The organism is Streptomyces sp. NPDC017202, from assembly GCF_044331705.1.
Taxonomy (GTDB): Bacteria; Actinomycetota; Actinomycetes; order Streptomycetales; family Streptomycetaceae; genus Streptomyces.
The window spans coordinates 153,213-179,893 of sequence record NZ_JBIRNP010000011.1; the positions used below are offsets into that span (position 1 = coordinate 153,213).

Annotated in this window: 20 protein-coding genes; 5 read left to right on the forward strand and 15 right to left on the reverse strand. The window is 74.4% G+C overall.

From position 1 onward, the window contains the following. The first annotated feature begins 124 nt into the window (after positions 1 to 124). Positions 125 to 1,012, forward strand: a complete 888-nt coding sequence (locus ACH4N1_RS22290) for an oxygenase MpaB family protein (RefSeq protein ID WP_398099406.1) — start codon at positions 125 to 127, stop codon at positions 1,010 to 1,012. Positions 1,013 to 1,036: 24 nt separating this feature from the next. Here the strand turns inward: ACH4N1_RS22290 and ACH4N1_RS22295 are convergent, their stop codons facing one another. From ACH4N1_RS22295 to ACH4N1_RS22305, 3 genes are all read right to left on the reverse strand, one after another. Further along, the gene (locus ACH4N1_RS22295; RefSeq protein WP_398099408.1) at positions 1,037 to 1,438 is read right to left on the reverse strand and encodes a hypothetical protein; all 402 of its coding nucleotides are present in this window, start codon (positions 1,436 to 1,438) and stop codon (positions 1,037 to 1,039) included. A 152-nt stretch (positions 1,439 to 1,590) separates the two neighbouring features. Continuing rightward, complete coding sequence (gene htpG, locus ACH4N1_RS22300) at positions 1,591 to 3,516, reverse strand: molecular chaperone HtpG (protein WP_398099410.1); 1,926 nt, start codon at positions 3,514 to 3,516, stop codon at positions 1,591 to 1,593. A gap of 89 nt (positions 3,517 to 3,605) precedes the next feature. Beyond that, positions 3,606 to 3,752, reverse strand: coding sequence for a hypothetical protein (locus ACH4N1_RS22305; RefSeq protein ID WP_366060574.1), 147 nt, complete (start codon positions 3,750 to 3,752; stop codon positions 3,606 to 3,608). A gap of 246 nt (positions 3,753 to 3,998) precedes the next feature. On the opposite strand from ACH4N1_RS22305, the gene ACH4N1_RS22310 reads away from it, so the two are divergent. Next, entirely contained in the window at positions 3,999 to 4,403 is a 405-nt protein-coding gene (locus tag ACH4N1_RS22310) for a DUF4190 domain-containing protein (protein ID WP_398099412.1), read from the forward strand. A gap of 73 nt (positions 4,404 to 4,476) precedes the next feature. Here the strand turns inward: ACH4N1_RS22310 and ACH4N1_RS22315 are convergent, their stop codons facing one another. The 5 genes from ACH4N1_RS22315 to ACH4N1_RS22335 all read right to left on the reverse strand — a co-directional run bounded on the left by ACH4N1_RS22315 (position 4,477) and on the right by ACH4N1_RS22335 (position 8,897). Next, positions 4,477 to 4,944, reverse strand: coding sequence for an MSMEG_6728 family protein (locus tag ACH4N1_RS22315; RefSeq protein ID WP_398099413.1), 468 nt, complete (start codon positions 4,942 to 4,944; stop codon positions 4,477 to 4,479). A 197-nt stretch (positions 4,945 to 5,141) separates the two neighbouring features. Next, positions 5,142 to 7,406, reverse strand: a complete 2,265-nt coding sequence (locus ACH4N1_RS22320) for a catalase (RefSeq protein WP_398099415.1) — start codon at positions 7,404 to 7,406, stop codon at positions 5,142 to 5,144. A 305-nt stretch (positions 7,407 to 7,711) separates the two neighbouring features. Beyond that, positions 7,712 to 7,897, reverse strand: a complete 186-nt coding sequence (locus ACH4N1_RS22325; RefSeq protein ID WP_398099416.1) for a hypothetical protein — start codon at positions 7,895 to 7,897, stop codon at positions 7,712 to 7,714. Positions 7,898 to 8,185: 288 nt separating this feature from the next. Beyond that, on the reverse strand, positions 8,186 to 8,512 hold the full coding sequence (locus ACH4N1_RS22330) for an alpha-amylase (RefSeq protein ID WP_398099417.1): 327 nt from the start codon (positions 8,510 to 8,512) through the stop codon (positions 8,186 to 8,188). A gap of 205 nt (positions 8,513 to 8,717) precedes the next feature. Beyond that, a complete protein-coding gene (locus ACH4N1_RS22335) occupies positions 8,718 to 8,897 on the reverse strand; it encodes a hypothetical protein (protein ID WP_363089620.1) in 180 nt (59 codons plus the stop codon). 479 nt (positions 8,898 to 9,376) lie between these two features. Here ACH4N1_RS22335 and ACH4N1_RS22340 point away from each other — a divergent pair, with 479 nt between their 5' ends. After that, on the forward strand, positions 9,377 to 9,640 hold the full coding sequence (locus tag ACH4N1_RS22340; RefSeq protein WP_366060637.1) for a transglycosylase family protein: 264 nt from the start codon (positions 9,377 to 9,379) through the stop codon (positions 9,638 to 9,640). Between the two features lie 32 nt (positions 9,641 to 9,672). Here ACH4N1_RS22340 and ACH4N1_RS22345 read toward each other — a convergent pair whose 3' ends face one another. Beyond that, positions 9,673 to 12,330, reverse strand: a complete 2,658-nt coding sequence (locus tag ACH4N1_RS22345) for a SpoIIE family protein phosphatase (RefSeq protein ID WP_398099419.1) — start codon at positions 12,328 to 12,330, stop codon at positions 9,673 to 9,675. Positions 12,331 to 12,912: 582 nt separating this feature from the next. Here ACH4N1_RS22345 and ACH4N1_RS22350 point away from each other — a divergent pair. Next, entirely contained in the window at positions 12,913 to 14,979 is a 2,067-nt protein-coding gene (locus ACH4N1_RS22350; RefSeq protein ID WP_398099420.1) for a SpoIIE family protein phosphatase, read from the forward strand. A gap of 169 nt (positions 14,980 to 15,148) precedes the next feature. Here the strand turns inward: ACH4N1_RS22350 and ACH4N1_RS22355 are convergent, their stop codons facing one another. The 3 genes from ACH4N1_RS22355 to ACH4N1_RS22365 all read right to left on the reverse strand — a co-directional run bounded on the left by ACH4N1_RS22355 (position 15,149) and on the right by ACH4N1_RS22365 (position 19,490). Continuing rightward, the gene (locus tag ACH4N1_RS22355; protein ID WP_398099421.1) at positions 15,149 to 16,525 is read right to left on the reverse strand and encodes an alpha-lytic protease prodomain-containing protein; all 1,377 of its coding nucleotides are present in this window, start codon (positions 16,523 to 16,525) and stop codon (positions 15,149 to 15,151) included. A gap of 253 nt (positions 16,526 to 16,778) precedes the next feature. After that, the gene (locus ACH4N1_RS22360; protein ID WP_398099423.1) at positions 16,779 to 18,131 is read right to left on the reverse strand and encodes a serine/threonine-protein kinase; all 1,353 of its coding nucleotides are present in this window, start codon (positions 18,129 to 18,131) and stop codon (positions 16,779 to 16,781) included. Between the two features lie 186 nt (positions 18,132 to 18,317). Further along, positions 18,318 to 19,490 (reverse strand): ROK family protein, encoded by a 1,173-nt coding sequence (locus tag ACH4N1_RS22365; RefSeq protein WP_398099425.1) that lies wholly within the window; start codon positions 19,488 to 19,490, stop codon positions 18,318 to 18,320. Between the two features lie 194 nt (positions 19,491 to 19,684). Here ACH4N1_RS22365 and ACH4N1_RS22370 point away from each other — a divergent pair, with 194 nt between their 5' ends. Continuing rightward, positions 19,685 to 21,802, forward strand: coding sequence for an alpha-galactosidase (locus tag ACH4N1_RS22370; RefSeq protein WP_398099426.1), 2,118 nt, complete (start codon positions 19,685 to 19,687; stop codon positions 21,800 to 21,802). A gap of 82 nt (positions 21,803 to 21,884) precedes the next feature. Here the strand turns inward: ACH4N1_RS22370 and ACH4N1_RS22375 are convergent, their stop codons facing one another. The 3 genes from ACH4N1_RS22375 to ACH4N1_RS22385 form a co-directional block, all read right to left on the reverse strand. Then, positions 21,885 to 24,917 carry a glycosyl hydrolase gene (locus ACH4N1_RS22375; protein ID WP_398099428.1) on the reverse strand — a complete coding sequence of 1,011 codons (3,033 nt, stop codon included), beginning with the start codon at positions 24,915 to 24,917 and terminating at the stop codon, positions 21,885 to 21,887. A gap of 164 nt (positions 24,918 to 25,081) precedes the next feature. After that, positions 25,082 to 25,948, reverse strand: coding sequence for an alpha/beta hydrolase fold domain-containing protein (locus ACH4N1_RS22380; protein WP_398099429.1), 867 nt, complete (start codon positions 25,946 to 25,948; stop codon positions 25,082 to 25,084). Continuing rightward, positions 25,945 to 26,502 (reverse strand): quercetin 2,3-dioxygenase, encoded by a 558-nt coding sequence (locus ACH4N1_RS22385; RefSeq protein WP_363089630.1) that lies wholly within the window; start codon positions 26,500 to 26,502, stop codon positions 25,945 to 25,947. The genes ACH4N1_RS22380 and ACH4N1_RS22385 overlap by 4 nt, the downstream gene beginning before the upstream one ends. Positions 26,503 to 26,681: the final 179 nt, after the last annotated feature.

The window sequence follows — 26,681 nt, forward strand, 5'->3', positions numbered from 1 at the left end:
CTGATCGCCGGCCGCCACCCCTGCCGCCGCCGACGCGTCGCCTCGCCCGCCCCGGTGAGGGTACAAAGGAACGGACGCCACGGGCCCGCTCTTCCCGGTGGGCCGAGAGGAGGCCACGGCAGCCATGAGGACGATCAAAACGGGTGGCCCGAGTCCGCGCGAGCGGCTGGGGCAGGGTCTCTTCGCGCGCGTCGCCGGGCCCGACGGGGTGCGCAACCGCGCCCGCATCCACGGCACGCCGGGCCCGCGCTGGTTCGGACCGGAGCGTCCCGTCCGCCAGGTGCACGGCGACGCCTCGATGTTCGTCGGCGGGCTGTCCGCCCTGCTGCTCCAGTCGCTGCATCCGCTCGCCATGGCCGCCGTGGCCGCGCACTCGGGTTTCCGGGGCGACCCGTGGGGCCGGCTCCAGCGCACCAGCACCTTCCTCGCCACGACGACGTACGGCACCGCCGAGCACGCCCAGCAGGCCTGCGCCCAGATCCGCGCCGTCCACGAACGCGTCCGCGGGGTCACCGCGAGCGGGGAGCCGTACCGCGCCTCGGACCCGCACCTGCTGGCCTGGGTGCACGTCGCCGAGGTCGACAGCTTCCTCCGCGCGCACCAGCGCTACGGCCTGTCCCCCCTGTCGGACGAGGAGTGCGACGGGTACGTCGAGGACACGGCACGGATCGCCGTCGCCCTCGGCATCCCCGATCCGCCGCGCAGCAGGGCGTCGCTCGCGGCGCGGCTGTCGGCGTACCGCCCGGAACTGCGCGCCACTCCCGAGGCCCGGGACACCGCCCGCTTCCTCCTGCTGAACCCGCCGGTTCCCCTCGTCGCCCGCCTGCCCTACGGCGTGCTGGCCGCCAACGCCGTGTCGCTGCTGCCCGACTGGGCCGCCGCCGAGCTGCGCCTCCCCCGGTTCGCCGTGGTCGACAGCCTGTGCGTACGGCCGCTGGGCGCCGCGATGACGGCGGCGATCCGCTGGGCGATGACGCCGGCCCGGCGTGCGGTGGTCGCGCCGCCGGTCTGACGGGGCGGTACCGCGCGTACCGGCTCACGCCGCCCGTATGCGGCCCCGGTCCCGGGTCCGGGCCGGAGCGGGGACCGGGGCCGCATACGGGCGGCGGGGGGCCGGGGGTATGCGGGCGGGGGTCTGGGCGGTGCGCAGCGGCCGGACCCGGTAGGTGGTCTTCGTGGGGTCGGTGAGGGGGTCGCCGAGGGTGATGCGGCCGGCGGCCTGCAGTTCGTCGCACTCGGCGGTGGGGAGGGCGACGTAGCAGCCGCCTCTGCCGGTGGTGGAGTCCAGCGGGCGCCAATAGCTGTACCTGCGGCGGCCGTTGGCGTGCACGGTGACGAAGACCGGGGTGCGGGCGTCCGAGACGATGCGCAGGATGTCGGCCGTGGCCGGGGTGCGAGGCGTGTCGGCGGACTGCGGCCGGATCGCGGTGAGCGGCATCAGCGGGACCTCTTTCAGGACAGGGACTCGAGACCGCCTACCCCGTCTTGCCCGGAGTTGATCTCGCTTTCGCGCATTCTTCAACATACCGCTGACAATTCGTCGGGGGCGACGCCTCCGGCGTGGCGCCGCCCCCTTCCCAAGTCCGGCTGCTACAGGGCGCGTTCCAGGCGTTCCGCGAGGAGTTGCGTGAAGCGGGCGGGCTCCTTCGGCCGGCCGCCCTCCGCGAGTACCGCGAGGCCGTGGAGGAGTTGCGCGTCCTCGGCGAGCCCGGCCCGGTCCGCCCGGTCGCGCAGGGCCCGGTTGAGGCCCTTCACGAGCGTGTGCTCGGGGTTGAGTTCGAGGATGCGCCGGGCGTGGGGGACGTCCTGGCCCATCGCGCGGTAGAGGTTCTCCAGCGCCGGGGTCAGGTCGTCGGTGTCGGAGACCAGGCAGGCCGGGGAGACCGTGAGCCGGGAGGACAGCCGGACCTCCTTGATGTCCTCCCCGAGCTGCTCCTTCATCCAGGTGAGCAGGTCGGCGTACTCCTCGTTCTGCTTCTCCCGGCTCTCCGCGGGCTTGTCCTCGTCGCCGTCGCCGTCGCCGTCGAGGGTGAAGTCGCCCTTGGCCACGGACCGCAGCGGCTTGCCGTCGAACTCGGCGACCGCGTCGGTCCACACCTCGTCGACCGGGTCGGTCAGCAGCAGCACCTCGATGCCGCGGTCCCGGAAGGCCTCCATGTGGGGCGAGTTCTCGATGGCGTCGCGGGAGTCGCCGGTCATGTAGTAGACGGCGTCCTGCCCGTCCTTCATCCGCTCCACGTACTGCTTGAGCGTCGTCGGATCGGAGGCGTCGTGCGTGGTGGCGAACGACGAGACGGCGAGGAGGGCGTCACGGTTGTCCGCGTCGGTCACCAGCCCCTCCTTCAGGACGGGTCCGAACTCCCGCCAGAACGTGGCGTACCGGTCGGGGGCGGTGTTCGCCATGTCCTTCACGCAGGACAGGACCTTCTTCGCCAGCCGCCGGTGCATCAGCTGGATGTGGCGGTCCTGCTGGAGGATCTCGCGGGACACGTTGAGCGAGAGGTCCTGGGCGTCGACGACGCCCTTCACGAACCGCAGGTACGGCGGGAGGAGGGCCTCGCAGTCGTCCATGATGAAGACGCGCTTGACGTAGAGCTGGACGCCGCGCTTGTGGCCCTGGGTGAACAGGTCGTGCGGGGCGTGCGAGGGGATGAACAGCAGCGCCTGGTACTCGAAGGTGCCTTCCGCCTGGAGCCGGATGGTCTCCAGGGGGTCGTTCCAGTCGTGGCTGATGTGCTTGTAGAGCTCGTGGTACTCCGCGTCCTCGACCTCGTCGCGCGACCGCGCCCAGAGCGCCTTCATCGAGTTCAGCGTCTCGGGTTCGCGCGCGGCACCGTCGCTCTTCTCGCCGTCGCCGGCCGGGGCCCGCGGGGCCATCCGGATCGGCCAGGTGATGAAGTCCGAGTACCGCTTGACGATCTCCCGGAGCTTCCACGGCGAGGTGTAGTCGTGGAGCTGGTTCTCCGGGTCGGCCGGCTTGAGGTGGAGGGTGATCGTGGTGCCCTGCGGCGCCCCGTCGACGGTCTCCAGCGTGTAGGTGCCCTCGCCGCGCGACGACCAGCGCGTGCCCCGCGCCTCGCCGGCCCGCCGGGTCACCAGGGTGACCTCGTCGGCCACCATGAAGCTGGAGTAGAAGCCGACGCCGAACTGCCCGATGAGGTTCTCGGCGCCGGCCTCGTCGTCGGCCTGCCGCAGCTGTTCGAGGAACTTGGCCGTGCCGGAGTTGGCGATGGTGCCGATCAGCTCCGCCACCTCGTCGTACGACATGCCGATGCCGTTGTCCCGCACGGTCAGGGTGCGGGCCTCGCCGTCGGCCTCGAGGTCGATGTGCAGGTCGGACACGTCGGCGTCCAGCGTGTCGTCGCGCAGCGCCGCCAGGCGCAGCTTGTCCAACGCGTCCGAGGCGTTGGAGACGAGTTCACGCAGGAAGACATCCTTGTTCGAGTAGATCGAGTGGATCATCAGCTGCAGGAGCTGACGGGCCTCTACGCGGAACTCAAACGTTTCGGTCGGCATGATGGGCGACTACCTCTCCGTCCCAGGTCATCCGGAACTGACTGACGGCAGTCACTTTAGAACAGTCGGTCACCGGCCCGCCCGGCCGGCTACCGCCGGGTGCGCAGCCGGTCCAGCAGCCGGCGCGCCTGGGCCCGCCGGCGCGGATCGGACGCCGTGCGGCGCACCTGCTCCATGGTGCGGCGGCCCTGGGGGCTCCGGCTGAACTCCTTGATGCGCTGGATGACGGTGGCCATCGTCGTCCTCCTCGGGTCGGATCGGTCGCTGTCCTCGTCCGCCTACCCGGCCGGGCGCCGATCAGGCCCAAGGGCGGTGACCGTCCCGCGGGTTCGGCCGTCGCGGGGTGGCGCGCCGACCGCGGGCATGGGCCGGGACGCAGGGGGCAACCGAGCTGCACCGCGGCCCGCGACGTCACGGAGGCCGCCGGCACCGCACCCGCGATCCGCCTACCCATGATCCACGTACCGGAGGGAGTCACCACCATGACCTCGGCCCACGGCCCGTACGGACAGCCCCAACCCGCGTACGGCACGACGCCCGGGCACCGCAACGGATTCGGGATCGCGGCGCTCGTGCTGGGCATCCTGGCCGTCGTGCTCTTCTGGACCGTCTTCGGCGGCATCGTCCTCGGGCTGCTCGCCGTGGTCTTCGGCGTCCTGGGACACCGCCGCGCGAGGCGTGGCGTCGCCACCAACGGCGTCATGGCCATCGCCGGGGCGGTGACGGGAGCCCTCGGCCTGATCGGTTCGTCGGTCATCCTCGCCGCGGGCGTGTCGCTGCTCGACTCGGACGAGTTCAAGAACTACTCCGACTGTGTCGAGCACGCCGACACGCAGGCCGAACGCCGGCAGTGCGCCGAGGACTTCGACCGGGACGTGAACAACTGACGTACCGCGTCGGGCACGTCCGCCGTGCGACCGATGCCCTGAGGCCGCGCCCGGCGACACGTCGGGCGCGGCCTCAGGGCATCCGGTCCGAGGCGGGCCACACGTAGGGCAGGTCGTCGGGCACGTCCGGGAAGAGAGGGCCGTAGAAGTCCGGGGCCTTGCGCACGAGCGCGGACCGGTGGCTGCGGTGGAACTCCGGGCCGCCCAGCCACGGCGGCAGTTCGCCGGCGTCGGCCAGCTCCCGTTGGCCGCGGACGCCGGTTTCGCCGCGGCTGCCGGTGAAGCCGGTCATCAGGGAGACGGCGCAGGTGTCGGCGCGCCCGGCCGCGGTCCACGTCCCGCAGATCTCCAGGCCGTAACGGACCAGCGCCTCCTCGTAGCCTGTCCACATGCGGACCGCCGGATGGTGCCGCCAGCCGTAGCCGGGGACGGTCAGACCGCGCAGCACCTGGAGGGTCTCGACGCGCTGCTTTCCCAGCCGGCGCGGGTCGAGGACGGCGGCGGACGCGGTGAAGTCGGCGTGGGGGAGGAAGGTCTGCACGGGCCGCCCCTGACGGGAGAACGGGAAGCCGTCGGCCGCACACCGCGGGAGCGTGCGGCCGACGGCCGGGCGGGTGGACGGACCGCCGTGGGCCGGCCGGTCGGCCGGTCAGCCGGTCAGCCGGTCAGCCGGTCAGCCGGTCAGCCGGTCAGCCGGTCAGGCCGAACGGCCGGCCGGTCGGAACGCGGTTCGGCAGGTCAGGCCGCGGCGAACCTGTCCCACGCGCGGTGCTCGCCCAGGAGGCGGGTGAGCCGCTCCAGGACGGCCGTGCCGGAGGCGCCGGTGACGACTCCCGGTGCGCCGGCGGGCACCCCGCACGCGTCGAGGACGGCCTCGCCGCCCGCCCAGGCACCGAGGGCCTTGCCGTGCCGGAAGGCCTCCGACACCAGCAGGCCGACGCGCGGGTCCACGGGTGCCGGGCCCGCGGCGGCGGGGAGCCCCTTGGCGTCACGGGCGCCGTAGGCGTCGCCGCCCACGGCGGGGGTCCCCGCCAGCAGCAGGGCGTCGAACTCGACGGACCGCGCGGTCGCGTAGGTGCGCTGCACGGTCAGGGGGCCCAGGGTGCCGCCGACCGGACCGATCACCAGGGGGACCATGCCGCCCTCGAGGACGGCGTCGCGTACGGCGCGCACCCCGTCGAGGTCGCCGTCCGGGCCCGCGACGATGCCGATGATCCGGCCGTCCGTGGGCCAGGTGCGTCCCACCTGCGACAGGGCCGGACTGGGCTCGACGTCCGCGAGCGGCACGGTCGGCTGCGGCGCCGGCAGGCCGAGGCCGGTCGCCACCTCGCCGCACAGCTCCGGGTCGATGTTGGCCAGGACCTGCAACGCCCGCTCCCTGATGGCCTGTTCGTAGCACTTGGAGAGTTCGAAGGTGTAGGCGCCGATGATGTGCTCGCGCTCCACCGGGCTCATGCTCAGCCAGAACCGGCGCGGCTGGCTGAAGTGGTCCGCGAACGACTCGGGTGCCTCACGCACCTTTTTGGCCTCGGGCACCGGCACCGGCGACTCGATGTAGGCACCGGTGTCCGCGCCGGCGGCGAACGGGCAGCCGCCGTCGAGGGAGTTGGGCCGGTAGGGGGCGACGCCCCGGTGCACGGCCGTCTGGTGCATGCCGTCGCGCAGCATGTCGTTGACCGGCGCGTGCGGCCGGTTGATGGGCAGCTGGGGGAAGTTGGGGCCGCCGAGCCGGGTGATCTGGGTGTCGAGGTAGGAGAACAGGCGCCCGGCCAGCAGCGGGTCGTCGGTGATGTCGATGCCCGGCACGAGGTGGCCGACGTGGAAGGCGACCTGCTCGGTCTCGGCGAAGAAGTTCGACGGGTTGCGGTCGAGGGTCAGCAGCCCGACCGGCCGTACGGGGGCCAGTTCCTCGGGGACGAGGTTGGTCGGGTCCAGCAGGTCGATGCCCTCGAAGGTCTGGTCCGGGGTGTCCGGGAAGGTCTGGATGCCCAGCTCCCACTGGGGGTACGCGCCCGCCTCGATGGCGTCGGCGAGGTCCCGGCGGTGGAAGTCCGGGTCGACGCCGTTGATGATCTGCGCCTCCTCCCAGACCAGGGAGTGCACACCCAGCTTGGGCTTCCAGTGGAACTTCACCAGCGTCGTGCCGCCGTCGGCGGCGACGAGGCGGAAGGTGTGGACGCCGAAGCCCTCCATCGTGCGGTACGAGCGCGGGATGCCCCGGTCGGACATGTTCCACAGGGTGTGGTGGGTGGCCTCGGTGTGCAGGGTGACGAAGTCCCAGAAGGTGTCGTGCGCGCTCTGGGCCTGCGGGATCTCGCGGTCCGGGTGCGGTTTGCCCGCGTGGATGACGTCCGGGAACTTGATGGCGTCCTGGATGAAGAAGACGGGCATGTTGTTCCCGACCAGGTCGAAGACGCCCTCGCTGGTGTAGAACTTCGTCGCGAAACCGCGGGTGTCCCGCACGGTGTCGGACGAGCCGCGCGAGCCCAGCACCGTGGAGAACCGCACGAAGACGGGCGTCTCCTCGTCCTCCGCGAGGAAGGCGGCCTTGGTCACGGCGGCCGCCGTGCCGTAGCTCTGGAACACCCCGTGGGCCGCCGCGCCCCGGGCGTGCACCACCCGCTCCGGGATGCGCTCGTGGTCGAAGTGCATGACCTTCTCGCGCAGGTGGTGGTCCTGGAGCAGTACGGGGCCGCGGGGTCCGGCCTTGAGCGAGTGATCGGTGTCGTGGAGGCGGGTCCCCTGGGCGTTCGTCAGGTAGCTGCCGGACTGCGCGACGCGGGCCTGGTCGGCTCCCGTGGGCTGTCCCGTCGGGGACACGGTGTCGGGTCCGCTCTGGTCGGGCTTGGGCGGCAGGGGGTCCGTCGGCCGGGTCGGCTCGGCGACCGGAGGGGACTGGGGGCCCGGCTTCCCGGGGATCCCGTCCTCCGGTCCCGCTCCGTCGGCGCGCAGGGTGTCGACGACCTTCTCCGCCGCCCGCTTGATGGGATTGCTCTCGCTCATCGCTTCCTTCGCTTCTCACTCGTGGCGCGGATGTGTGCCGGGGCCGCGTGGCGGTCCGGCTGCCGACGGCAGCGGAGGGCGTACGACGACCGCCGCCCCCTGCTCGCGGGTGACGACGGCCACGGGGACCACGGCGTCAAAGGCACACAAAGGCCTACGAAAAGGTGGTTCCGTGCATCAATCTGGCACGGTCGGGAGTCCGCCGCAGCGGCTCGTCCACCAGCCGGGTGACCGACGGCAGCGGGCTCCGGGCGGAACCGGAACGGGTCGCGCGCCTCGGCCGGACGCACCGGGCGGGCGCGGCGCTACGACCCCTTGGACCCCTCGGCCGCCCGGTGGTCCTCGGAGCGGACTCCGGTCTCCCCCATCGCCTCGCGCATCGTGCGGCCCGTCGCCGCGCCCGGACGGGAGGAACCTCCGGAGCCGGTGCCCCCGCCGGTCACCTCGTCGGTCGTGTCGGTCCTCTTCCGGTTCTCTTCCGGCACCGTCATCACGGCCGCCCCTTCCGCGAACGTCGAACAGGTCGCGGGCCGAGTACCCGATGCCCGCGAGACACACACGGCGGCTTCCGGCCGCCGTCGAACGTCCACCGGGAGCCGCCCGTCGTGGGCGGTGCCGCCGGTCCGCCCGGTCGCTCGGCCGCCCATCCGCTCGCGGTGGGTGCGCCGCCGCGGCTGCCCGCATCGGCCGAAGCCGGTCACGGCCCCCGGGCGAAGCGGATGCTCGCCCGGGGGCCGTGACCGGCACGGGTGCGGGTGCGAATGCGGGTGCGGGTGCGGTCAGACGGCGGTCTCCGGCAGGCAGGTGCTGAGACCGATGACACGGTTCTCGCCGAAGCCGTATCCGGCGAAGGTGGCGATGTCGCGCGGGGCGAGGGTGCGGCACGGGGCCCACCGGCCGTCGGCGTGGTCGACGGTCACGCTCACGGTGGTGTCGCAGTCGTTGACGACGGTGGTGTAGCGCCGGTCGGCGTAGTGGTGCGCGCAGTCGGGGGCAGGTGTCCCGGGCGGGCCGGCGATCGCGGCGTGGGAAGCCGCCGGGCCCGTCAGCAGGACGGTGAGTGCGGCGGCGGCCGTGGCCGCGGCCTGTGCGAGGAGATGCGGCATGACTCTTCCCCAAGAGGTGAGGACGGACGGATGGAGGACGGTGGGGCGTCCTGACGCGCCATCCTCACGACTCCTCACCTCTTGCGCAAAGAGATGAAGGTGTTTTCAGACGTCGTCCAACCGTGAAGCAAAGAGGCTGCTCAGTACGGGTACGAGGTCTGCAAGTTCTGTCAACCGGTCCGGTGTCGCGGCCGGCGGGAGCGGTTCACTCCGGGCGGCCCCGGACGGCGAGGAAGTGCTGCGCGGGCAGGTTGCCGGCGGCGGACGGGGACGGGATGACCGAGGCGAGATCGCGCTGGATCCGCTCGGCCTCACCCCGCACCTGGGTCGGGATGTCGCCCCGCTCGGCGACGAGACGATGGAAGATCGGCGTTTCCTGGAACACGTAGGGACGTCACTTTCGGCAGACGGCGGCCCCGACAGGGCCAGTTGGGCCGGCGGACAGGCACGGTCGACGAGGCGGTTCGACGCCGGTGTCGACCCCTGTCCACCGAGTCGGACCGGGTCACCGGGCGCCGACTCGCTCCCACGCCGGTCGGGCAGGGGCCAGGACATCGTAGACGGGTGCGAGGGGGGAGCTTCCGTCACCCTCCCCCGATCGGCGGGAATCGTTTCGGGGGACCTCCCGCGGGCGGCGAGGGCTGGTCGCCGGCGGCGGGGTGGGCTGACGGGCCGTCACCCGGAAGGCCGTACACGGGGCCGCGCGCGGGCGTGACGACAGGCGGCGGCGAATTCACCCGCTTAATGTCACTTGTCATGTTTTCACTTCAGAAACACCTGACGCGCTGTCATGCGCGCGGACCGCTCCGGTCGGCCCGCCCCGCCCTGTGGCTCGGCCTGCCCGTCGCCACCCTCCTGACCGTCATGGCCCCCGCCGCCGGGGCCGCCCCGGGCGTCCCCACGAGGGCCGACTGGGACGCCATCGCCCGCTGCGAGTCCGGCGGCAACTGGCGGGCCAACACCGGGAACGGCTACTACGGCGGCCTGCAGTTCTCGCAGCGCAGCTGGGTCGCCGCGGGCGGACTCAGACACGCGCCGCGAGCCGACCTGGCGAGCAGGAGGTCGCAGATCGCCGTCGCCCGCCGGCTCGCGGCGATGCAGGGCATGAACGCCTGGGGCTGTGCGTGAGCGCCGACGCGTGAACCTCCCGGTGCCCCTGGCTACGGGGGCACCGGGATCTCCTGCTCGGCCCAGATGATCTTGCCGCCGGGTGTGTAGCGCGCCCCCCAGCGATGCGCGAGCTGGGCGACGAGGAACAGGCCCCGGCCCCCCTCGTCCGTGCTGCGGGCGTGCCGGAGCCGGGGGGCCGTACTGCTGGCGTCGCAGACCTCGCAGGTCAGCCGGGCGTCGCGGAGCAGGCGGAGCCGGATGGGGGGAACGGCGTGCCGGATCGCGTTGGTGACCAGCTCGCTCACGACGAGTTCGGTCGTCATCGCGAGGTCCCCCAGCCCCCACGCCTCCACCTGGCGGATCGCGCGGGCCCGTGCGTCGGCGACGGCGGCCGGGTCCACGGGGACCTCCCAGGACACGACGTCGTCGGCGTCCAGGGCGCGGGTGCGGACCAGGAGCAGGGCGACGTCGTCGGGCCGGGGCGCGGGCACGAGGTGCCGTACCGCCGTCGAGCACAGCGTGTCGAGGTCGCCGTCCGGGTGGGCCAGCAGTTCGCCGAGCCGGGTCATGCCCCGTTCCATGTCGCGGTCGGCCCCCTCGATGAGGCCGTCGGTGTAGAGGCCCAGGAGGCTGTTCTCGGCGAGTTCGATCTCGGTGGTCTCGAAGCCCATGCCGCCGAGCCCGAGCGGGGGGCCGGCGGGAACCTCCGGGAAGGTGACCCGCCCGTCGGGCGCGACCACGACGGGGGGCGGATGCCCGGCCCGGGCGATGGAGCACCGCCGGGTGACGGGATCGTAGACGGCGTAGAGGCACGTCGCGCCGAGGAAGGTGGCCGCCGTAGTGCGGGCCGCCTCGTCGTCGCTGCCCTCCGCGCTCAGCCGGAGCACGAGGTCGTCCAGGTGGGCCAGCAGTTCGTCCGGGGGCATCTCCATGTCGGCGAGGGTCTGCACCGCGGTGCGCAGCCGGCCCATCGTCGCCGCGGCGGTGATGCCGTGCCCCACCACGTCCCCGACCACCAGGCCCACGCGGGCCCCGGAGAGCGGGATGACGTCGAACCAGTCGCCGCCCACGCCGTCCGTCGGGTCGGCCGGCAGGTAGCTGGAGGCGACCTCCAGCGCCGAACCGCCGGTCAGGACGTCCGGCAGCAGGCTGCGCTGCAGGGTGACGGCGGCCGTGTGTTCCCGCGTGTAGCGCCGCGCGTTGTCGACGCACAGGGCCGCCCGCGCGACCAGTTCCCGGGCCAGCAGCACGTCGTCGGACTGGAAGGAGACCGGGTTGAGCGAGCGGACGAAGGTGGTGACCCCCAGGACGGTGTTCCGCGCCCGCATCGGCACGGAGATCAGCGAGTGCAGTCCGAACTCCCGGATCCGCTCCGCGCGCGCGGGCTCCTCCGCCACCCACAGGCCCTCGGAGGAATCGAGGACCGGAATGAGGACCGCGTCCCCCGCCATGAGCAGGCGCATCCCGTGCGGGGGCGGGAGGAAGCCCACACGGTCACCGATCTGCGCCACCGCCTCCGGGCAGCCCTCGCGCACCGACCTCAGCGCGGCGCGGCGCATCACCGGTCTGGCGGGCGCCGGGCCCGCGTCGGTCAGCCACGCGCCGTGCCCCTCGGTGCTGAGGACCGGCTCCAGAAGATCGACGATGACGAAGTCGGCGAAGCCCGGAACGGCGAAGTCGGCGAGTTCCTGGGCCGTCCGCATCACGTTCAGGGTGGTGCCGACGCGGGTTCCGGCCTCGTTGACCATCGACAGCAGGCGGCGCGCGTTCCACCGCTCGGTGACGTCCAGGACCATGTAGCAGACCCCGGTGACCGCGTCGCGGGCGTCCACCAGCGGGAAGAACGAGGTCGAGTAGGCGTGCTGCCGGTGCGGGTCGGCCCAGCTCCATCCCACGTACTCGTAGTCGGTGACCGGGGCGCCCGTCTCCAGGACCTTGCGCATCAGGCCTTCGAGCGTCTCCGCCTGGAGGCCGGGGAGCAACTCGCTCAGCCGGCGTCCCAGCCGCTGCTCGCGGGGGACGCCGCCGAAACGCTCCAGGGTGTCGTTCAGCCACACGTACCGCAGGTCCAGGTCCACCACCGCCATGCCGATCGGTGAGCGGGTCAGGAACCCGTCGAGGACCGACTGGCCGACCGTCCACCGCGTCCGCCGCTCACGGGCCGAGAGCAGGAAGCACTCGTCGTCGCCCAGGCGGAAGGACGCGGAGACGCGCAGGTCGACGTCCAGGGGACGGCCGTCGCGGTGGCGTACGGAGATGTGTCCGTTCCACCCCATTCCGGCGCGGCAGCGCTCGACGACGCCGGCCACCCGGGCCGGGTCCGCGGGCATCGCCACCAGACGCGCGGCGGAGCCGCCGACCACCTCGTCCGCCGGGCGGCCGAGCAGCGCTTCGGCCGCCCGGGTCCAGCCCATGACGACGCCGCCGGCGGTGACGACGGCCGCCGCGTCGGTGGACGCGTCGAGAACCGCGCCGGCGCCGCCGGCCGCCGACTCGCCGGACGCCCCGGCCGACGACCCGCCCGGACCTCCGGCGGGCTCACCGGCCGCCGATCCACCGGGAGCACGATCGGGCTCCCCGGGCGCCGGCCCACCGGGACCGCCGTCGGCGCGGCCGGGCGCCGGCCCACCGGCGCTCCGGCCCGGCCCCGCGGGCAGCGGGCCGCCGGACACCTCCCCCGCCTCGCCGCGCGGCAGACCGCCGGGCACGCCATCGGGCTCACCGGGCACCGACCCGCCCTGAACCGCACGCGGCTCGCCGGACGCCGACCCGGCGGGGACCTCCGCCGGCCCACCGGCGCTCCGGCCCGGCCCCGCGGGCAGCGGGCCGCCGGACACCTCCCCCGCCTCGCCGCGCGGCAGGCCACCGGGCACGCCATCGGGCTCACCGGGCACCGACCCGCCCTGAACCGCGCGCGGCTCGCCGGACGCCGCCCAGGCGGGGACCTCCGCCGACCCACCGGCGCTCCGGCCCGTCCCGCCGCGCGGCAGGCCACCGGGCACGTCTTCGGGGCCGTCGGGCGCCGGCCCGCCGGGAAAGCGTCCGGGTCCGTCGGGCGGCGGACCCTGGGGAGTACCTCGAGCAGATTCCATGGCTGCCATCCTCTTCACGACCATGGTCCTGCTAGTCCGGCCGATGCGCACGGCACCGGCCGGGCCGGCCGGTGCCGGCCCGGCTTCCGGGATCCGCCGCGCGGGGGGAGCATGGAGGGGCCGGTGCCCGCGCCCCGGGTGCGCGGCGGTACCGACCGCCGTCGCCCGGTTCCGCCGCCCGGTGGAGGAGGCTCAGGGATGACGTCCGATTCCTTCCGGTCCGACGACGACCCGTACGGTCTCGGGCCGCCCCGCACCACCGGCCTGCTGGACATGCTGAGCGTGGCGGCGGTGGTCCTCGACGCCGAGGGACGCATCGTCTTCTGGACGCCGCAGGCCGAGGACCTGTTCGGCTACACCGCGGCGGAGGCCCTGGGCGCGTACGCGGCGCGGCTGTTCATCGACCCCGAGCATCTGCAGGCCGTCGTACGGCTGTTCGCGGAGGTGCTGGAGACCGGCCGCGGCTGGGCGGGCGCGTTTCCCGTCCGGCACAAGGACGGCAGCAGCCGTCTGGTGGAGTTCCGCAACATCCGGCTGCAGGACGACCTGGGGGACGTCTACGCCCTGGGCATCGTGGCCGACCACCAGCTCCTCCAGCGCGTCGAGACGGACCTCGCGCTGTGCGAGCGGCTCATCGACCAGTCCCCGATCGGTCTGGCCCTGGTCGACACCGAGCTGCGGTACCTGCTCGTCAACCCGGCGCTGGAGCGCATCGACGGCATTCCCGCCGGGGACCACGTCGCGCGTCGGCTGCGGGAGGCGCTGCCCCTGCCCGACATCGACACCATCGAGTCGGCGCTGCGCCAGGTGATCGCCACCGGCACCCCGCTGCTCGACCAGTTCCACGTGGGCCGGCCGCCCACCGACCCGGACCACGAGCACGCGTGGTCGCTGTCCTTCTACCGGCTGGAGGATCCGGGCGGCAAGGTTCTCGGCGCGGCCCTCTCACTGATCGACGTCACCGAACGCCACCGTGCGGCCGCCGAGGCCGACCGGGCCCGCAGACGCCTGGCGCTCATCGCCGACGCGTCCACGCACGTGGGCACCACGCTGGAGGTGGAGCGGACCGCCCGGGAACTCGCCGAGGTCGCCACGCCGCAACTCGCCGACGTGGTCGCCGTCGACATCCTCGACTCGGCGCTGGCCTGCCGCCGCAGACGCCGGCCGGACGACGGGCCCGAACTCTTCCGCGCCCTCGCGCTCAAGGCCTCCCACCCCACCGTGGCGGAGCGCGCCGCCGACCCACCGGGCGACCTCACCACGTACGAGGGCGACCGCCTGGTCACCCTGTGCGTGCACAGCGGCCGGCCGGTCCTGGTACAGCACGTGGGCGAGCGCGATCTGCCGCGCATCGCCCGCAGCGCCGAGGCCTGCGCGCTCCTGGCCCGGGCCGGGGTGCACTCGTACCTGGCCGTTCCGCTGATCGCCCACGGCGAGGTGCTGGGCGCCCTGGACCTGAAGCGCACCCGCAACCCGCTCCCGTTCGACGAGGACGACGTCGTCCTCGCCGCCGAGCTGGCCGGCCGTGCCGCCGTGGCCATCGACAACGCGCGCTGGTTCCAGAGCGTGCGCAACACCGCCCTGACCCTCCAGCGCAGCCTGCTGCCCGACCATCCGCCCCGGCACCCCGGCCTGGAGCTGGCCTCGCGCTACCAGCCCGCGCAGGCCACCAGCGAGGTGGGCGGCGACTGGTACGACGTCATCCCCCTCACCGACGGCAAGACGGCGCTGGTCGTCGGAGACGTGATGGGCAACGGCATCGACGCGGCCGCCACCATGGGGCGGCTGCGCACCGCCACCTGCGCGTACGCGGATCTCGAACTCGACCCCGGCTCGGTGCTCCAGCACCTCGACAAGATCACCCGCGGCCTGGAGCACTACATCGTCACCTGCCTCTACGCCGTCTACGACCCCCGTACGGGCCAGTGCCGGATCGCCAACGCCGGCCACATGCCGCCCGCGCTGGCCGGCCCCGGTCATGAGCCCCGGCTGCTCGACCTGCCCACCGGGGCGCCGCTCGGCGTCGGCGGCGTGCCCTTCGAGACCACCACGACCGACCTGGCCCCCGGCGACATGCTGGTCCTCTACACGGACGGCCTCGTGGAGACCCGTCAGCACTCCATCGACGACCGTCTCGGCGTGCTGCTCGGCTTCCTCGACGAGCCGGGGCGTCCCCTGGAGGAGACCTGCGACCTGCTCCTGCACGGCCTGCGCCACCCCGAGGACCACGACGACGTCGCCCTTCTCGTCGCGCGGACCGCGTAGGCGACGGCCGGACCGCGCAGGCGACGGTTCGCCGGGCCGTCGCCTGCGCGCCGATCCGGCGCACCTGCCGCCGGGCGAGCCCTCGGTGCTCCCCGCCCACCGCCCCGGCGGGACGGGCGGGTCCGGCGGCGGGATCCATTCCGCCGCCGGGTCCGGCGCGGTCCGGCGGTCAGGAGCGCTGCCACAGTGCCGGGGCGGCCTCCGGCGATCCCGTGCCCTGCGCCTGGTGGTTCTGCAGGCATCGGTAGCCGACACCGCCGAAGGAGACGGTCTCCCCCACCTCGTAGACCCGGCCGGGGGCCCAGGTGTCGGTGGGGGTGGCCGGCTGCGGAGCGGGCGTCACGGCCTCGCCCGCGGTCTTCAGGGTCAGCCCGTACTGGCTCAGGAGGGGGTTGACCGGCTGGAAGAACGTGGTGCCGCCGCGCGTGCAGTCCCCCGAGCCGCCGGAGGTGACGCCCTGGGCCTGGGTCCCGGCCAGGAACGGCCCGCCGGAGTCGCCGGGTTCGGAGCACACCGTCGTCCGGGACAGGCCGTCGACGGTGCCCTCGGCGTAGGTGACGCTCACGTCGTGCTGCTCGACCGTGCCGCAGTGCCAGCCGCTCGTCGAGCCGGAGCGGCACACCGACGCCCCCACGAGCGCCCGGACCGAGCCGGAGACCTGGACCTTCGCGCCGCCCTCCCCCCTGACGTCGGGGGTGGCGGTCCAGTTGCCGTTCACGCCCACCCAGGCCATGTCCTTGCCCGGGAAGACGGACGCCTGGAACGATCCCTGGTCGGTCCCGTCGGAGCCCGTCGTCGTGTCCCCGGCCCTGCCGCAGTGGCCCGCCGTGGCGAAGCCCTGCTGCTCCGCCCTGGTGACGGAGAAGCCCACGGAGCAACGGGCGGTGTCCTCGATGTAGTAGGCGTCGCCGCCGACGATGTCCGCCATCGGGCGCGGGCGCTCGGCCGACACCCGGATGCCGAGGCCCTTGCCCTGGACGCCGGCCGCCTCGATGAAGGCGGTCGCGGCCGACCGGCTGGTCGCCTGGACCACGACCCGGTTCGCCCTGACGTCGACGTACCAGACGGGCGTCTCGGCGGTCCGGACCCGGCCGGCCGCCTCGTCGAGGGCGTTCTTGAGGGAGAGCAGGCCGCTGAGGGGGGTGGTGACGACGGCGGCCTGCGCGCCCTCGGCGCGGATCGCGGGTACGTCGGCGGCGTCGGTGGTGGCGACCGTGAGGCCTTCGGAGGTCCGGCCGGTCACCCACGCCCCGGCGAAGCGCGCGCCCAGCGCGTTGTGGAGCCGGCCGGCCCGGGGGCCCGCCTCCGCTTCGTTGGCCAGGCGTGCGGTGGCCTGCCCGGGCGTCAGGCGCAGGTCGCGCTGGAGGGCGGTGAGCACCTCCCGCGGGGGTTCGCCGGCACCGAGGGTGCGGGCGGCGGCGGGTCCGGGCCGTACGGGGTGCGACGGCCCGGCGGCCGCGACCGCCGGAACGGCCGCCAGGACGAGGGTGGTGCCGACGGCGGTCAGGGCGGCGCGGCGTCTGCCGGCGGGGGGTCTGGCAACCATGCGGAGTGTCTCCTCGGGTCGGGGCGGATGACGCGAGGCCTTGCCCGTGACACGCGAGGGGATGCCGGAGGCGGGAGGGTTTAGCGGCTTCGGGGGACGCCGGGGGCTGCCATGTGCAGTACACCGGCCGACGGGGCGGGCCCGACGCGCCCCCGCCGCCGGTCGACGGCGGTCCGCCACCACCCGCCGGCCCCGCGACGGCCTCTTCAGCCTCTTCGCGGCCGGCGCCGGTCGGTCGGGGGCCGGTCGGCCGTCACCGTCCCGCGGCCCGGTTCTGTTTGCTCCTGGCCTGTTCCTTGCCCTTGGCCGCCGCGGCCGGCACCCGGGTCTTGTCGGGCTTGCCGTGCGTCCGGGGACCGTCGGCCGCCGGGGGTTCCTGCGCCGGGCCGCCGGCCTCGCCGCCCTGCCCGGACGACGGGGTACGGGCCGCGGGGGTCGCGGCCGTGGTCTCGTCCGCGGCCGCGGAGGGGGCGCCGGAGGCCGGGCCGGCCGGCGTGTCCGGGACGGTCGCGGGCGGATTCACCGGCCCGGTGGCGGGCGGCGCGCCGGCACCGGGGTCCTGCGCACGCGGGGTGCCGTCGTCGGGCGCCGCTCCGATGGAGCCGGTCAGGGTGACGCCGAGCACGGCGGCCAGCGCGGCACCCGCCACCGCGAGGGTGCGCCCGCCCGGGCGGCGGGGAGCGGCGGGGGTCGCCGTCCGGCCGGCGGCGGCGCGGGACCCGCCGGTGTGGCCGAAGAGGGCGCCGCTGACGCCGGACGTCCCGGCCGCGCCGGTGGCGTCGGGTGTGTTCATGGCGGCCAGCGCCCGGGCGCAGGAGGCGGCGGCGGGGCGGGCTTGCGGGTCCTCGGCCGTCATGGCCGCCAGCAGGCCGGCCAGTTCGTCGTCGAGGAAGCGGGGCAGGACCGGCGGGCGGTGCAGCCGGGCGATCGCCGCCTGCAGCGGCGCGCCGGGGTACTCCAGTTCGCCCTTGACGCACTCCAGCAGGGTGAGGCCGAGGGCGTAGACGTCGGCGGCGGGCCCGGCCTGACGGGACATGACCTGTTCGGGTGCCAGGTAGGCGGCGGTGCCCTCCAGCACGTCGGGGGCCGTCCGTCCGGTGCCGTCGGCCGGGCGTGAGATGCCGAAGTCGGACAGGTGGGGCGCGCCGGCGGTGTCCAGGAGGATGTTGGACGGTTTGACGTCGCGGTGCACCACGCCCGCGGCGTGCACGTACGCGAGTGCTTCGGCGAGGGCCGCGCCGAGTTCGCGGACGGTGGCCGGGGGCAGGGCTCCGGCCCCTATGCGTGCGCGCAGGGTCAGTCCCTCCAGGAACTGCATGACCAGGAAGGGCAGCTCCTCGTCCCGGCCGGAGTCGTAGACGGTGACGAGGCCGGGGTGCTGGAGTCCGGCGAGCAGGACGGCCTCGTCGGTGAAACTCTCCTCCGACTGTTCCGCGCCGCCCCGGAACACCTTGACCGCGACCCGCCGCCTGAGCCGGAGGTCGAAGCCCGCGTGGACGTCGGCGGCGCCACCCCGCCCGACCAGGGAGCCCAGCCGGTAACGGCCCGCCAGCACCCGCCCCTCGCGGGGGCGTTCCGCTACCGGGGGCCGGGGGTGTACGGACACGCGCTCCCCTGTCGCGGGGATGCGGGAGGTCGGAGATATCACGCAGCCCCGGGTACCCGTCCTTCGGCCACGCACTCCGGCCCGCGATCGGCTCCGACCGACTTCGGCTCATTTCAACCGACTTCGGCATTCCGCAATCGATTCGGGAGATTTCTCCCGATGATCCGTCAAGGGGGTGCGGTTCCGTCAATGGGGTGCGGTGATGAAGGACTGGATCGCCGTGGCCGCGGCCCCGCGCGCCCACTCCTCGAAGGGCAGCGGCCTGGTCCGCACGTCGCACCGCGCGGCCGAGCCGAACGCGGCGGCCGTGAACGCCTCACGGATGTGCTCGGCGAACAGGTCGTAGGCGGCCAGGCCCTCGCCGGAGATGATCACGCGGGAGGGTCCGAGCAGGTTGGCGACGGTGGCGATGCCGCGGCCGATGGCGTTCCCGGCCCTGGCGTACGCCTCGCGCGCCCCGGCATCCCCGTGCCGCGCCCGGTCCACGGCCTCGGCGGTGTCCGCGACCTCGGCTCCGCCCGTCTCGCGGATGCGGGCGAGGATCGCCGCGTCCGCGGCGACGGCCTCCACGCAGCCGCGGTTGCCGCAGCGGCAGAGCGGCCCGTCCGGGTCGACGGTCACATGACCGATCTCGCCGGCCACGCCGTGCGCTCCCGCGACCACCCGGCCGTGCACGACCAGGCCGCACCCGATGCCCGCGCCGACGGTGACCACCGCGAAGTCCGACAGGCCCACGCCGGCGCCGAACCACTGCTCGGCGACGGTGAGGGCCCGTACGTCGTTGTCGACGGTCACCGGCAACCCGGTGACGGCGGCGGCGAGTCCGGCCAGCGGGACCTCGCGCCACTCCAGGAACGGCGAGTACCGCACCACGCCCTCGGCGCGGTCGACGTCACCGGAGACGGCGATGCCCAGGCCGGCCACCCGGACGCCGTAGCCCTCCGCCTCGGCGAGCAGTTCCCGCACGAGGTCCGCGGTCGCGGCGAGGACCGCCTCGGGGGCGCGGTCGGCCAGCGGTACGCGACGGTCGACGAGGCTGCGGCAGCGCAGGTCGGTGAGCACGCCGATGATCTCGTCACCGGTCAGCTTCACGCCGACGAAGAGCGCGCGGCCACCGTCGACGCGCACCAGGCCGGCGGGCCGTCCGAGCGCCGGACGGGTCTCCGCGTCCGCGTCCTCCACCAGATAGCCCGACTCGATCAGGGGACGGACGGCCTTGGTGACCGCGGCCGCGGACAGACCGGCCCGCCGGGCCACCTCCCCCCGGGTGAGGGGGCCGTGGGAGAGGACGGTGGTGAAGACGTGCGAGGCGGCCGGGGTGGTGGCGGGGAACGTCTCGGCGTCGGTGGGCGAGGGCATGGCCGGGAACCTAGATCCCTTATTTTCCGCTGTCAATGAAAGAACCCGTCAACCCTTGAACGGCCGACAGGACCTGTGATCTCCTTTGCAAGCCGCGATGAGGGCGGAGTCTTGTCATGTGATCGAAGGTCACGCTTGGCTTCGCGTCACTTCGCCCCTCCTTCGTCCGTTCATCCACGTGAGGCCCGACACCGATGATCTCCTTCTCCCCGGACACCGGGATCTGGCTGCTGACCACCCCGCGGACGTCGTACGCCCTGCGGATCGACGAGACGGGTGCTCCCTGCCATCTGGCGTGGGGGCCGCGGCTGACCCTCCCGGAGGCGGAAGAACTCCTCGTCCCCGCCGATTCGGCGGGCGACAGCTTCGAGGGGCGCCCGGCCGTGGGCGAGGAACTGCCCGTCGACGGCGGCACCCGCTTCGGCCCGCCCTCGCTCCAGGTCCGCCACCCCGACGGCTCCCGCGCCTTCGAGTGGGAGCCCGTCGGGCACCGGGTGCACGAGCCCGCGCCCGGCAGCGCCGAACTCGTCCTGGAGTTCCGCGACCGCCTCTACCCCCTGCACGTGGCGCTCCACTACCGGGTGCGCGAGGACACCGACGTCATCGAACGCCGGACCGTGCTGCGCAACGCCGGGGACCAGCGCGTCGAGCTCCTGCGGGCCGACTCCGCCGCCTGGACGCTGCCCGTGCTGCCCGACTACCGGCTCAGCCACGTCACCGGGCAGTGGTCCGCCGAGAGCCAGCTGCGCCGGGACGCCCTTCCGTACGGCGAGACCGTGCTGACCAGCAGGCGCGGCATCACCAGCCACCACGCCAACCCGTGGGTGATGCTCGACGCGGGCGACGCCGGCGAGGACCACGGACGCGTGTGGAGCGCCGCCCTCGCCTGGTCCGGCACCTGGCGCGTCACCGTGCAGCGCACCCCCGACGGGCGGGCCGGCTGGACCGGCGGCGCCGGTCACGAGGGCACGAGCCTGCCGCTCGCTCCCGGCGAGGAGCACGCCACCCCCGTGTTCGCCGGCCTGTGCACCGACGGCGGGTTCGGCGCCGCGAGCCGCGCCTGGCACGCGTACACGCTCGCGCACGTCCTGCCGCGCGGCCGGGAGACCGCGCCGGTGCTCTACAACTCGTGGGAGGCCACCGGCTTCGACGTCTACGAGGCCGGCCAAATGGCCCTCGCCGAACGGGCCGCCGCACTGGGCGTCGAGCTGTACGTCGTCGACGACGGCTGGTTCGGCTCGCGCCGCAGCGACCGCGCCGGCCTCGGCGACTGGACGCCGGCGCCCGACCGCTTCCCCGACGGCCTCGGGCCGCTGTCCGACGCCGTGCACGGGCTCGGCATGCGGTTCGGCATCTGGGTGGAGCCGGAGATGGTCAACCCCGACAGCGACCTGTACCGCGCACACCCCGACTGGGTCCTGCACATCCCCGGCCGGGTCCGCAGCGAGCTGCGCAACCAGCTCGTCCTCAACTTCGCCCGCGACGACGTGGCCGACTGGGCGTACCGGTGGCTGACCCGGCTGGTCGGCGACCACGCCGTCGACTTCCTGAAGTGGGACATGAACCGCGCCTTCAGCGAGGCGGGCTGGCCCGGCGCCGCCCCGGACGGCGACCGGCTGTGGAGCGCGTACGTCACCAACCTGTACGGCGTCCTGGACCGGCTGCGCGCCGACCACCCGGGGCTGCGGATCGAGACGTGCAGCGGGGGCGGCGGGCGCGTCGACCTCGGTGTCCTCGCGCGCACCGACCAGGCCTGGGCGTCGGACAACACCGACGCCGTCGACCGCCTGGTCATCCAGCACGGCTTCGGCCAGGTCTACCCCGCCCGCGCGATGTCCGCCTGGGTGACCGACGTGCCGAACCAGGTCACCGGCCGCACGGTGCCGTTGCGGTTCCGCTTCCACTCCGCCATGGCCGGGCTGCTGGGCATCGGCGGCGACCTCACCCACTGGTCGGAGGAGGAACTGGCCGAGGGCGCGGCGCTGGTGGCCGAGTACAAGAAGGTGCGCCACCTCGTGCAGCACGGTGCGCTGTACCGGCTGTCGGAGCCGGGCGGCGACCGTCCGACGGTGGTGCAGTACGTCGCCGAGGACGCCGCCGAGCTGCTCGTGCTGGCCTGGCAGCGCGGGCCCCGGCACGGCAGCCCGCGCCTCCCGGTGCGCCTGCCGGCGCTCACGCCCGGCGCCCGCTACCGGGACGCCCGCACCGGCACCGTGCACCACGCCACCGTCCTCGCCGAGTACGGCCTCCACCTCGACCTGCCGCGGGGCGACTGGTCGAGCACGGCCGTCCACCTGGTCCGCACGGACTGAGGGAGGCCGGGACGGCGGGCCGAGGCCCGCCGTCCCGGGTCCGCCCCTCGCGGACGCCCGGTGATCCCGGGGACCCCGGCGGTCAGGACACGCGCGCCTGCGCGTACGGCACCAGGCGCACCGGTCCGACCAGGCCGTGGTCCTGGCGGGCGACGCCGCCGAACACGGCGGGCTGCGCCACCCGCAGACGGTTGATCAACGGGGTCGCCACCTCCACCTCGACGACGTTGGCCCCGGGGCGCAGCAGGGCGGTGCCGAGGTCGACGACGGGGTGCAGCCGGTCCACCGGGGCGAGCCGTACGCCGTTGACGCTCACCCGGCACGTGTCGCTGACCTGGCCGAGCTCCAGACGGGCGCCGTGGGCGGCAGTCCAGTCGGCGGGCAGGTCGAGGGTCGTGCGGTAGCGGCCGATCCCCGCGCTGTCCGCCAGTTCGGGGATGCGCGACCAGGGCAGCAGCGCGTCCAGCGTCACGGTGACCTCGACGTGTTCGGTGCGGGTCGCCCCGGTGCCGGGCCGCCAGTCCTCGACGTCGAGCCGCCACGGGCCCGGGGTGATCGCCGCGGGGACGGCACGGACCGTCGTGGTGACCGGCCGCCCCCGGTCCGGCCGGGTCGTGTACGTCCCGGGTGCGCTCGCCCGGACGACGAGCCCCTCGTCGGTGAACAGGGCCTCGTCGGCATCGGTGGCGACGACGTGCGGGCGGGAGCCGTGGCGGTCCCCGAAGAGTCCGGGCCGGCCCAGCGCGACGACGGCCGTCTCCCCCGGCCGGAGGGCGATCCGCAGGGTGAAGTCGTCGCCGTCCCGGGTGTACCGGGCGAGCCGGACGGCCTCGCCCGACCAGGGGTCCAGGAGGTAGGGCACCGCCTCCCCGGACCCGGTGCGGCGCAGCGTGACCTCGTGGTCGACCGCCGCGACGGCCGGCTTCACGGTCTCCGCGTGCTTGCCGTTGCAGAGGTAGTAGAAGTCCGCCCCGGAGGTCGCCCGGTGGGCGTTGAGGAGGGTGGAGGGGGTGCTGTGGCGGACGTCCGGTGTGACGCCGAGCCGGTTCAGGGCGTCGCCGACGAGCGCCTTGTCGGTGACGCGGGCGACGTTCGGCAGGGCGAGCAGCCGGGCGAGGACGTCCCGCAGCCGGTCGGTCTCGCCGTCCGCGGGCACGCCCGGCGTCAGTGCCTGGTCGAAGGCGCCGAGCAGCACCACGGGCAGCCCGGCCTCGGCGAGGGCGAGCACCTTGCGGGCGTCGTCGAGGGCGAGGGTGGGCGTGGAGCCGTAGAAGAAGTCGCCCTCGACGAAGAGGGCCTTGTACGCCGGGCCGTCGGGTGCCAGGCGGCCGTCGCGCACGGTGGCGGAGGGCAGGTCGAGCAGCGGGCCGCTGAGGAACTGGTGGGTCCAGCCGAGCGGGACGCCCGTCGCGGTGAACCAGGAGGCGCCGATGCCGGTGGCGGTGTAGCCGGTCTGCCGCAGGATCGCCACGTCGGCCCGGACGGTGCCCGCCTGGAGCACCCGGTGCACCCGGCCGAGGTAGCCGGCGATGTCGGCCACGTGCCGCCAGGTCGGCTGCCGCGGCCCCCAGGACTCGCCGTAGCCGGAGGTGCCGTTGTACGGGCTGAACGCGGCGAAGCCGGGCCAGCTCACCTGGGGTGCGGTGGCGTACGAGAAGCCGTGCAGGACCGTCTGGTTGACGCCCGCCGCGTAGGCGCCGCCCATGGTGCGCAGGAAGCGGTCCCAGGTGGTGCTGTACGCGGACCCGTTGTAGGCGCCCGCCTCGCAGGACAGGACGGTGTGCCCGGCCATGTCCCGGCCGCCGGCCAGGCAGCGGTAGTCGTCGAGGTTCTTGAAGCCGAGGGACTCGCCCTCGGCGATGTCGAGCAGGGCGGCCGAGGCGATGGCGTCGGTCTGCAGGCCGTACGGCTGGGCGCGCAGTTCCATGCCGAGGGAGTGCACCCAGTCCCGCAGGGCGCGGACGTGGTGCCGGTTGAACAGGTCGGACACGGTCGCCCAGAAGTCGTGCCGGATCTGCCGGGTGAGCTGGGCCTCGAACGCGAAGACCTGGTTGCCGTTGTCGAGCACGACCGCCGGCAGGTACGGCAGGAGCGGCCGCCCGGTGCGCTTCTCGAAGGCCTCCGGCAGCGCGGAGGTCCAGCACAGGCCGTCGGTCTCCAGTTCCACGGAGTCCTCGAAGAAGGCGCCGCCCGCCGCCTTCAGCAGCCCGCGCAGCCGGGGCGTCAGGATCTCGCGTTCCCAGAAGCCGGTGACGGCCCCGGTGCCCGCGGCGCTGAAGTGGTCGACGACGTGGGCCGCCGGCGAGGAGTGCGGCCCGGACTCGGGCTGCTGTCCCGAGCCGCGCCGCCAGTAGGAGATCAGCACCCAGTCGCCGTCCTGCGGGGCCGTCCAGGAGAGGGCGCCGTCGGTGACCAGGGAGGTCAGGTCGCGGACGCTCGCGGGGTCGAGGCCGGTCTCCTTGCGGGTGGAGTGGGCGGTGTCGACGCGGGCCGCCTGCACGGCGAGGAGCCGCTGCCGGGTGACGCCGGGGGCGGGCGCGTGGACGGGCGGGGGCACCGGGCCCTCGTACACCGCTCCGGCGGCCACGGCGGCCCGGCCGTGGGCGAGTTCCTGCGCGGCCGCCTCGTCGTCGGGGGTGACGCCGGGGACCGCGACGGGCCAGGCGGGGCCCAGGGTGAGGTCGACGGTGACGCCGCGTCTGGCGGCTCTGCTCAGGGCAGCCTCGACGCCGTCCCGCCAGGCTCCGCCGCCCCAGCCGTGCCGGGCGGTGTCCAGGACGGACTTGTCCTTGACGCTGTGGTGGACGGCGGCGATCTCCATGCCGCCGAAGCCGGCGTCCGCGATCTGGTCGATCTCGCGGGCGATCTCGTCCGGGTCGACCAGTCCGTCCGGCCACCACCAGCGGAACTTGGGGCGCACGGACCGCGGGGGGTTCGCGAACCAGTCGGCGCCGGGGCCGGCCTCCGCGGCCGCGGTCCCCGTGGCGTCGGTCGCCGGGGCCGCGGGGGCGGCGGCCGCCACGCCGGGCAGGGCGCCGAGGACCGTCGCCCCGACCCCCGCCGCCAGTCCCGCGGCCAGGGCCGTCCGCCGGGGTATGCCGCCGCTCTGCGTCATGCCTTCATCCATGGTGCGCCTCGAGTCCGGGAGAACAACTCATGATTGAATCGTTTCAATCATGATCGACGCGGGAACGCTAAACCGGCCGTTCGGACCAGGTCAAGAGGTCGGACACGGCCGGCTGCCCCGGAGACCCGTGGGCGCGGTCCTCCGCCGGGGCCCTACCGGGTCACCGTCCGGACCCAGTCCAGCGTGCGGACGAAGAGGTTCTCGACCCGCTCGTCGGACAGGCCGTACCAGACGTGGTCGGCGCCGGGGACCGTCCACAGGTCGACCGGGACGCCCGCCTCCGCCAGCCGGGCGGCCAGGGCGCGGCTGTGGTCGCAGTCGACCATGGAGTCGTCCTCGCCGTGGACCAGCAGGAACGGCGGCGCACCGGGCCGGACCCGAGCCGTGGGACTCGCCTCGCGGGCGAGTTGCGGCACGTCGGCGGGTGCCGCCCCGAGGAGCAGCGCCTCCGGGGAGTCGGCGCCCTGCCGGGTGAGGTCGCTGGGTGCGTACCAGGCGACGGCGCCCTTCGGCCGGGGTGTCCCCTCGGACAGGGCGAGCAGGGCGGCGAGGTGCCCGCCGGCCGATTCGCCCCACACGGTCGTCCGGTCGGCGTCCGCGCCGAGTTCGGGGGCGCGCAGGGCCAGCCAGCGCAGGGCGGCGCGCAGGTCGTCCAGCGGGGCGGGGAAGACGGCCTCGCCGCTGAGCCGGTAGTCGATGGAGGCGACGGCCAGTCCGGCCGCGGCGATCCGGGCGAAGGGACCGGGCTCCCAGCCCCGCGTCCGGTACCCCATGTCCTCGCGTCTCCCCCGGCGCCAGGCCCCGCCGTGCACGAACAGCACGAGCGGGACGGACGGCCCGCCGGGGCGGTGCTCCGGGAGCCACAGGTCGAGTTCGAGCGGCCGCGCCCCCGGCACGTCCGCGTAGGGGACGCCGCGCAGGAGGCGGACCCCGCCCTCCAGGTGCACGGCCGGCGGCAGCGGGGCCTCGTCCGGGTGGGGGGCCGCGATGACGGCGAGCAGGTCGGGACGCGCGGTCACGGGGTGCGCCACTGGTGGTCGGGCAGAAACCGCACGTCGTACTGCTGGGGCACGGTGGCGAACTTGCTCCGTTCCGGGACGTACGGCGAGGCGGGCAGGCCGGGGCCCTCGACGGGCGTGCCGAGGTTCTCGAAGAAGCGCTCGAACGTGCCGCCGGGGCCGGCGGCGACGCCGACGATCCGGCTGCCGTGGCGCTCGATGCGGTAGGCGTGGGGGCAGTTCTTCGGGACGAAGCCGAAGTCGCCGCTGGTCAGGAGCTTCTCGTACTGCTCGCCCGCGGTGTCCTCGACGAACAGCCGCACCGCGCCGTCCGTGACGAAGAAGACCTCGTAGGTGTCCGGGTGGAGGTGGGCCGGGATGGTGTCGCCCTTGGGGCCCTCGCAGGTGAAGAAGTTGAACGTGTTCTCCGTCTGCTCGCCGCCCGCGTAGACGGTGAACAGGTCGGTGAACAGCAGGGCGCGGTCGCCCATGCCCCGTTCGATGAAGTACGGCTTGCCCGGGTCGGGCGGGATCTGCGAGGCACGGCGGTACTGGGTGGCGTACTCGATGGTCACGGCTCTCCTCGGTGGTGCGGCGGCCGGCCGGTGGCCGACGGCGGCCGGCCTTCGGCGGTCGCGCGGCGGTCGGTCACCGGCGTGCGCGGACGTGCGGCGATCGCCGCGGCGCTGGATGTCAGCCAGGCTGACATAATGGTTCGGGAGCGTGCAAGACTTCGCTGACCTTTTCTTCGTCC

Excerpts from the sequence above, each read along its gene's own strand:
- htpG (WP_398099410.1), bottom strand. The coding sequence starts at position 3,516 with ATGCCGACCGAAACGTTTGAGTTCCGCGTAGAGGCCCGTCAGCTCCTG.
- ACH4N1_RS22330 (WP_398099417.1), bottom strand. The coding sequence starts at position 8,512 with ATGCCGCATCTCCTCGCACAGGCCGCGGCCACGGCCGCCGCCGCACTC.
- ACH4N1_RS22355 (WP_398099421.1), bottom strand. The coding sequence starts at position 16,525 with ATGGTTGCCAGACCCCCCGCCGGCAGACGCCGCGCCGCCCTGACCGCC.
- ACH4N1_RS22295 (WP_398099408.1), bottom strand. The coding sequence starts at position 1,438 with ATGCCGCTCACCGCGATCCGGCCGCAGTCCGCCGACACGCCTCGCACC.
- ACH4N1_RS22325 (WP_398099416.1), bottom strand. The coding sequence starts at position 7,897 with ATGACGGTGCCGGAAGAGAACCGGAAGAGGACCGACACGACCGACGAG.
- ACH4N1_RS22290 (WP_398099406.1), top strand. The coding sequence starts at position 125 with ATGAGGACGATCAAAACGGGTGGCCCGAGTCCGCGCGAGCGGCTGGGG.
- ACH4N1_RS22365 (WP_398099425.1), bottom strand. The coding sequence starts at position 19,490 with ATGCCCTCGCCCACCGACGCCGAGACGTTCCCCGCCACCACCCCGGCC.
- ACH4N1_RS22370 (WP_398099426.1), top strand. The coding sequence starts at position 19,685 with ATGATCTCCTTCTCCCCGGACACCGGGATCTGGCTGCTGACCACCCCG.
- ACH4N1_RS22310 (WP_398099412.1), top strand. The coding sequence starts at position 3,999 with ATGACCTCGGCCCACGGCCCGTACGGACAGCCCCAACCCGCGTACGGC.
- ACH4N1_RS22320 (WP_398099415.1), bottom strand. The coding sequence starts at position 7,406 with ATGAGCGAGAGCAATCCCATCAAGCGGGCGGCGGAGAAGGTCGTCGAC.
- ACH4N1_RS22350 (WP_398099420.1), top strand. The coding sequence starts at position 12,913 with ATGACGTCCGATTCCTTCCGGTCCGACGACGACCCGTACGGTCTCGGG.
- ACH4N1_RS22340 (WP_366060637.1), top strand. The coding sequence starts at position 9,377 with ATGGCCCCCGCCGCCGGGGCCGCCCCGGGCGTCCCCACGAGGGCCGAC.
- ACH4N1_RS22305 (WP_366060574.1), bottom strand. The coding sequence starts at position 3,752 with ATGGCCACCGTCATCCAGCGCATCAAGGAGTTCAGCCGGAGCCCCCAG.
- ACH4N1_RS22375 (WP_398099428.1), bottom strand. The coding sequence starts at position 24,917 with ATGACGCAGAGCGGCGGCATACCCCGGCGGACGGCCCTGGCCGCGGGA.